The organism is Candidatus Cryosericum odellii (assembly GCF_003570935.1).
Taxonomy (GTDB): Bacteria; Caldisericota; Caldisericia; order Cryosericales; family Cryosericaceae; genus Cryosericum; species Cryosericum odellii.
In genome coordinates, this window is sequence record NZ_QXIU01000265.1 from 227 (window position 1) to 6,192 (window position 5,966).

The 5,966-nt window shown below is 54.9% G+C and carries 8 protein-coding genes; 4 read left to right on the forward strand and 4 right to left on the reverse strand.

All coding sequences use genetic code 11. From position 1 onward, the window contains the following. The 3 genes from SMC5_RS10300 to SMC5_RS10310 all read left to right on the forward strand — a co-directional run. Nucleotides 1-1,152 (forward strand): DUF3387 domain-containing protein (locus tag SMC5_RS10300; protein ID WP_207799232.1); only part of this gene is annotated, 1,152 nt, incomplete at its 5' end. 94 nt (nucleotides 1,153-1,246) lie between these two features. Beyond that, nucleotides 1,247-2,884 (forward strand): restriction endonuclease, encoded by a 1,638-nt coding sequence (locus SMC5_RS10305; protein WP_119087010.1) that lies wholly within the window; start codon nucleotides 1,247-1,249, stop codon nucleotides 2,882-2,884. Nucleotides 2,885-3,070: 186 nt separating this feature from the next. Next, nucleotides 3,071-3,394 carry a zinc-ribbon domain-containing protein gene (locus SMC5_RS10310; RefSeq protein WP_119087009.1) on the forward strand — a complete coding sequence of 108 codons (324 nt, stop codon included), beginning with the start codon at nucleotides 3,071-3,073 and terminating at the stop codon, nucleotides 3,392-3,394. A 202-nt stretch (nucleotides 3,395-3,596) separates the two neighbouring features. On the opposite strand, the gene SMC5_RS10315 is transcribed toward SMC5_RS10310, so the two are convergent. Genes SMC5_RS10315 through SMC5_RS10330 form a run of 4 tightly spaced genes read right to left on the reverse strand, consistent with a single transcriptional unit; the run spans nucleotide 3,597 to nucleotide 5,605 of the window. Further along, nucleotides 3,597-3,884, reverse strand: a complete 288-nt coding sequence (locus SMC5_RS10315) for a hypothetical protein (RefSeq protein WP_119087008.1) — start codon at nucleotides 3,882-3,884, stop codon at nucleotides 3,597-3,599. 31 nt (nucleotides 3,885-3,915) lie between these two features. Beyond that, nucleotides 3,916-4,653: an ABC transporter permease gene (locus SMC5_RS10320; RefSeq protein ID WP_119087007.1), complete on the reverse strand. Its 738-nt coding sequence runs from the start codon at nucleotides 4,651-4,653 to the stop codon at nucleotides 3,916-3,918. Further along, complete coding sequence (locus SMC5_RS10325) at nucleotides 4,650-5,384, reverse strand: ABC transporter ATP-binding protein (protein ID WP_119120614.1); 735 nt, start codon at nucleotides 5,382-5,384, stop codon at nucleotides 4,650-4,652. The genes SMC5_RS10320 and SMC5_RS10325 overlap by 4 nt, the downstream gene beginning before the upstream one ends. Further along, the gene (locus SMC5_RS10330) at nucleotides 5,381-5,605 is read right to left on the reverse strand and encodes an AbrB/MazE/SpoVT family DNA-binding domain-containing protein (RefSeq protein WP_119087005.1); all 225 of its coding nucleotides are present in this window, start codon (nucleotides 5,603-5,605) and stop codon (nucleotides 5,381-5,383) included. Before SMC5_RS10330 ends, SMC5_RS10325 begins: the two co-directional genes overlap by 4 nt. 203 nt (nucleotides 5,606-5,808) lie before the next feature. On the opposite strand from SMC5_RS10330, the gene SMC5_RS11845 reads away from it, so the two are divergent. Beyond that, the coding region (locus SMC5_RS11845) for a BlaI/MecI/CopY family transcriptional regulator (protein ID WP_165849078.1) at nucleotides 5,809-5,966 on the forward strand (158 nt) is incomplete at its 3' end.

Here is a 5,966-nt window from a genome sequence, read left to right on the forward strand (position 1 = left end):
CGCGGGCACGGCCTGATGCAGACCATCGCGCGGGTCAACCGCGTCTTCAGGGACAAGCCCGGCGGCCTGATCGTCGACTATCTGGGTCTGGCTGATGAACTGCGGATGGCGCTGACGACCTATACCGAAAATGGCGGCACGGGCACGACGGCCGTTGACCAGGAGGTCGCCGTCACCGTGCTCATGGAGAAGTACGAGGTGTGCTGCGGCCTCTTCCACGGTTTTGACTGGAGCGCGTGGACTGCGGGGACTCCTCAACAGCGCGTGGCCTTGTTGCCGGCGGCGATGGAGCATATCCTGGCGCAGGAAGATGGCAAGGAGCGCACGCTGGATGGCGTCACGGCACTGTCCAAGGCATTTGCTCTGGCAGTCCCCAACCCGAAGGCGCTTGGTATACGTGATGACGTGGCATTCTTTCAGGCGGTTCGGGCAGCTCTGGCCAAGTCGACGGCTGGTGACCCACGGCCTGAAGAGGACCTGGACCATGCTATCCGGCAGATCGTGTCACGCGCCGTCTCTTCGGGAGGTGTCGTCGACATCTTTGCCGCCGCTGGTCTCAAGAAGCCTGACATTTCCATCCTCTCCGATGAGTTCCTTGAAGAAGTGCGCAGCATGCCGTACAAGAACCTGGCGGTGGAAACGCTGCGCAAACTGCTGACGGGGGAGATTCACGGCAGCATGCGCACAAACCTGGTGCGTGCGCGGTCCTTTGCCGAGATGCTGGAGCGTTCCATCCGTGCGTACCAGAACCATGCCATCGAGACAGCACAGGTGATCGACCAGCTCATCGAGGTGGCACGCCAGATGCGTGCCGCGCAGAAGAAGGGCCAGGACCTGGGGCTGACCGACGATGAGATTGCCTTCTATGATGCCCTGGGTGTCAACGACAGCGCCGTGCAGGTCTTGGGCGATGCGACCCTGACCATGATTGCTCGTGAGCTGGTGAAGACGCTGCGCAAGAACGTCACCATCGACTGGACAGCCAAGGACAGCGTCAAGGCCCAACTGCGCATTGACGTCAAGAGGATCTTGCGCAAGTACCACTACCCGCCCGACAAACAGCTCCTGGCGACACAGACCATTCTTGAACAGGCCGAACTGCTGTGCGCGGACTGGGCAGAAACAACTCAGACAGATGAAGTATTGAACTAGGGCAGTGATCGACGTTCTAGACTTGGAGAAGCAGTAAGAAGGATGGTGGATCCTCAAGCCAGGCTGGTCGTGATCAAGGGGAGGAGGGAGAGCAATGGCGAATAAGTACTACGTCGATGTCAAGCATGACGGGCTGAACAGGTACAAAAGAATCACGGGGGATGACGCACAGATGGTACAGACAAAGGGAGAAGCCCTGCTTGCTCAGTGGAACGAGGTCTGGAAGAGGAACCTCCTCAAAACGAGCGTCGAGCGCAAGAAAGAGGAAGCCGAATTTCGGAGAGAAGAAGCTGCCAAAGTGTTGCAGGAGTTGAACACCATATTGAGTTCCGGACTTGAGAAACCTATCATCGTAGATTGGGAATCATTGAAGCAACGAGGCACCTTCAATAGGGCAGTTCCAACTGCCGCGTCAGAGTTGGCGATTCCAAGTGCGCCAGACAGGAAGGATCCAGCGTACACTGCTACGATGGGGATTCTTGACCTGTTCAGCGCTGCCCGCCGCGCCAGTCGCACTGAGGAAGCAGCAGCTCGATTCGAAGAAGATACGAGGAAATGGAAGGAAAAGAAGGCAGGCATTGAAGTCCAAAATGCCAAAGCGGCCAAAGAGCATACAGACAAGGTGACGCAGTGGCATGACGAACGTGCCAGTTTTCTCAAGAAGCAAGATGAGCAGCACCAGACGATTGACGCTCAGAGACAGTCGTATCTTGCCATAGATGCCGATGCCGTGGTGGACTACTGCGATCTTGTTCTCTCCGAATCCTCCTATCCGGACTGGTTTACGACTCACTATGACATCAACTATGCGCCAGCCACAAAGATACTCGTTGTCGATTACTCGTTGCCAGCTGTTGAGGACCTGCCGACCCTCAAGGAAGTGAAGTACGTGGTCGCTCGGGATGAGTTTGCCGAGACACATCTGACTCCTGCAAAGCGCGACGCACTGTATGATCAAGTTCTCTACATGATCATCCTCAGAACACTTCATGAACTGTACGAGGCTGACGTGGCCGATGCGATCGACTCCATCGTGCTCAATGGATGGGTCAGATCCATCGACCGTTCGACGGGGCATGAGGTGAACGCATGCATCATGTCTGTGCAGACAGTCAAGAAGGAGTTCATGGAGATAGATCTGGCGAAAGTCGAGCCGAAGGCGTGTTTCAAGAAGCTGAAAGGTGTCGGCAGTGCCAAACTCAGCGGCCTGAGTCCCATCAAGCCAATCCTTCAGCTCAACAAGGAAGACAAGAGATTCATCGAAGCCCGTGATGTTGAGGACGGGCTGGACTCTTCGACCAACCTGGCTGCAATGGACTGGGAGGACTTTGAGCACCTCATCCGGCAGTTGTTCGAGGAGGAATTCGCCGTAGATGGTGGGGAAGTCAAGGTGACTCGTGCAAGCCGCGACGGGGGCGTTGACGCAGTGGCGTTTGATCCTGATCCGCTGAGAGGCGGCAAGATCGTGATCCAGGCCAAGAGGTACACCAATACCGTAGGTGTTTCTGCCGTTCGGGATCTCTACGGGACCCTCATCAATGAGGGGGCAAGCAGGGGAATCCTTGTAACGACAGCTGACTATGGGCCTGATGCATATTCATTTGCCAAAGACAAGCCATTGACGCTGTTGAGTGGAAGCAATCTCCTGAACCTCCTGGGCAAGCATGGACACAAAGCTCGCATTGACCTTGCGGAAGCGCGCACGGAAGCAGAACAGAGCAAGAATCGCTAGTCGGCGATAGACACTGTGGAGAAACAAGATCGCGGGTTGTTCCGCAACAAACATCTCTCTTGCAGCAAAGAATAGAACTCGTAACATGACTATCGTAGTTAACTCAACACCTGAATTTGGCGTTGAGAGACGGTTGGTCGGTCTCTGCTTCTTGAATACGATTTCGCTGACTCAGAGGAGGGTCGCATGTTAACGAAATGTCCAGAATGTGGGCACGATGTAAGTACAACTGCCGAAAAATGCCCTAACTGCGGGGCTCCAATATCATCAACAGCTCAAGGATTCATTCCGGAGGCTTCCAAGAACGTTCAAGTAATAGAGAAGACATCCAAGCACTACAAGGCGCAGAAATTCTACAGCATTGTTCTTTTTATTGTCGGACTGATTCTTGTTGGCACGGGTGCTAGCAATAATGCGACGGGCGTGAAGACGTTCGGCGAAATATGCATAGTGACAAGCATCATCTGGGGAATCGTCGTCTCCATTGGCTCTTGGTGGCATCACGGATGACGCCAAGGCAATCAAGCTCTTAATCCCCGCCATACTGCCACGACCTACGACCGTGTCAGAAGCGGCCAGACACGATGCAGATCGGCCATGTCTGGGTAGTGTCAGAGCATCTTTTCTGGCCGCACACGCGCCTGTCAGCATAGCAGCCGCGCTCCGAAGTAGTGTACCAAAGGGCCCGACCCCATTGGTACAATGGAAGCTGTCACCACGTCAGCCAGCGCGCGAAGCTGTGTTTGAACTCCTCTGCAGCTTCCTGGTTCAGGTAGTACCTGTTGCCAGGACATGCCACAAGAACGCCGTACCGTGACAGCTTGTGTACGACGAGCCAGCCCGAGCCAAACGCGCCGAATCGCACAAATGGGTTGATCATGCCGTCGATCTCGTCCAGGGGCAGCGCAGTCTCGGGGCTGACGATGCCCTGTTCTTCGAGCACGTTCAGGTATGCACTCTGAAGCCACCAGAACCCGGATCCGTTCGTCGAATATGCCACTCCTGACCCCCCGAACGCTGCCCTTCGCGATCTAGACGTTGTCGCCGTTCATCTTCCTCTTGAAGGCGACAACTGCAATGACCATGATGACTGTGGCATATCCGATGACCCACCACAGATGGGGGAGAATCGAGGCGTAATCTCCAGCAATGGCTGCCTTGGCCGCGTCGACAGCATGGGCAAATGGAAGAGCATAGGCGATCCTCTTGAAGGCTCCCCCGACCAGGTTCAGGTCAAACCATGTGCCGCTCAGCCACGCGCTGACGTTGGTCAGCAGTGCACCACAGACACCGCCGACCTGCTTGTCAGTGAGGATGCTGCCTGCCAGCAAGCCAATGCCGATGTAGAGAATGGCCGGAGGAATCAGGACGACTAGCACGAGCAGGACGTTCACGTTCACCGGCAGACCGAGAAAGAAAGACACGACGAAGCACACCGTGCTCTGCAGGATTGCCATGGGCAGGAGGGGCAGCGCGTAACCGAGGATGAAATCGGAGGCAGAGAGCGGCGAAGCGAACAATCGCATCAGGAATGAGGTGGTTCGGTCCTTGGCGATCAATGTGGCGGAGAACAGCGAGATGAACGAAAGACCGAAGACGGCTATGCCTGGAGCCAGCTTCTCGATGTTGAAGAGGCTCACCGGGATATTCGCCTGGATAGCGGATAGGAGAAGCAGCAGGACTAGGGGAAAACCAATCCCGAACGCCAAGTTCCATGGGTCTCTGAGGAGTTCTCTGCGGTTGCGTGAAGCGAACGCCAGGAGTTTCATGCGCTTGCCTCCGATCCGGTTGCAAGCGCCACAAAAGCGTCCTCGAACGTCTTGGCTCCTGTCCTGGCAATCAGCTCTGCCGCCGTTCCGAGTGCTTTCAGCTCACCTCGTGCCATAACGCCGATGCTGTCGGACAGTGCCTCCGCTTCCTCCATGTAATGAGTGGTCAGGATGATCGTGACCTTCCCTCTCAGGTGTTCGATGACGGACCACAGTTCGCGTCTCGCGAGAACATCGAGTCCAAGCGTCGGCTCGTCGAGGAAGAGGACTTGCGGCTCCGATATCAACGTCATGGCAATGCTCAGGCGGTGCTGCCAGCCACCGGAAAGGGTCTTTGCCTTCTGCCGTTCGACTTCGGAAAGATCGAATTCTTTGATCATCCTGGTCGCCTTTTCGCGTGCGGCCCTGCCTTCACTGCCGTAGATGCCCGCGATCAGCTCCAGATTCTCCCGTACCGTAAGATTCGGTGCCACAGCCGTTTCCTGTGGAGAGATATTGGCTATCTCCTTCACCGCCTGTGGTTCAGTCAGGATGCTCTTGCCGAGTATCACTGCATCACCGCTGGTAGGTTTCGTCAGGCAGGACAGCATCTTGATCGTTGTTGTTTTGCCCGCTCCGTTGACGCCGAGCAGGGCAAAGCACGTGCCCTGTTCTATTGAAAGGTTCAATGATTTTACCGCAGTCCGTTCTTTATACTTTTTCATGAGCCCGGTTATTTCTATTGCGTTCATTCATCTTCCTCTTTCGAGTTTTGTGCTTTCATGATCGCATCGGCAAAGTTCATAAACACATCATTTTTCACGATCGCGATCCCCTGTGCTTCATCGCCAAGCAGAAGCAGCGTGTCACCCGGGTTAATGTTGAAAATCTCCCGCGCCTCTTTAGGAATAACGATTTGTCCCTTATCCCCGACCTTCGCTGTCCAGGCATATTTCCCTTTCGGCTTTTCCATCGTTGGCCTCCCTTGTGCGTTATGTATGTTTAGTGCGTTTTGTATAACTTATCATACTGCTCTTGTTATGGGCAGTCAATGAAGAAGCGTGACGAATTCAGTCTGCCCAAGAGAACTTCCCCCGTTGTCGTCCTTGACTTTTTATTCGTCATTTGTAGAATCAAGGTGCAAGTAATTCTACAGTTGTAGAAAGAAGGGAGATCATGAGCAGCAGGAAGAAGATAAAGCGTCTGCCGGATTCAGAGCTCGAGGTCATGATGATCCTCTGGGGGGCGAACGGGCCTGTCACGTCGGCGTACGTGTGCGAGCAGTTGAAAGACAAACGGGAATGGAAGGTCACGTCTGTTCTGACATTCCTTGC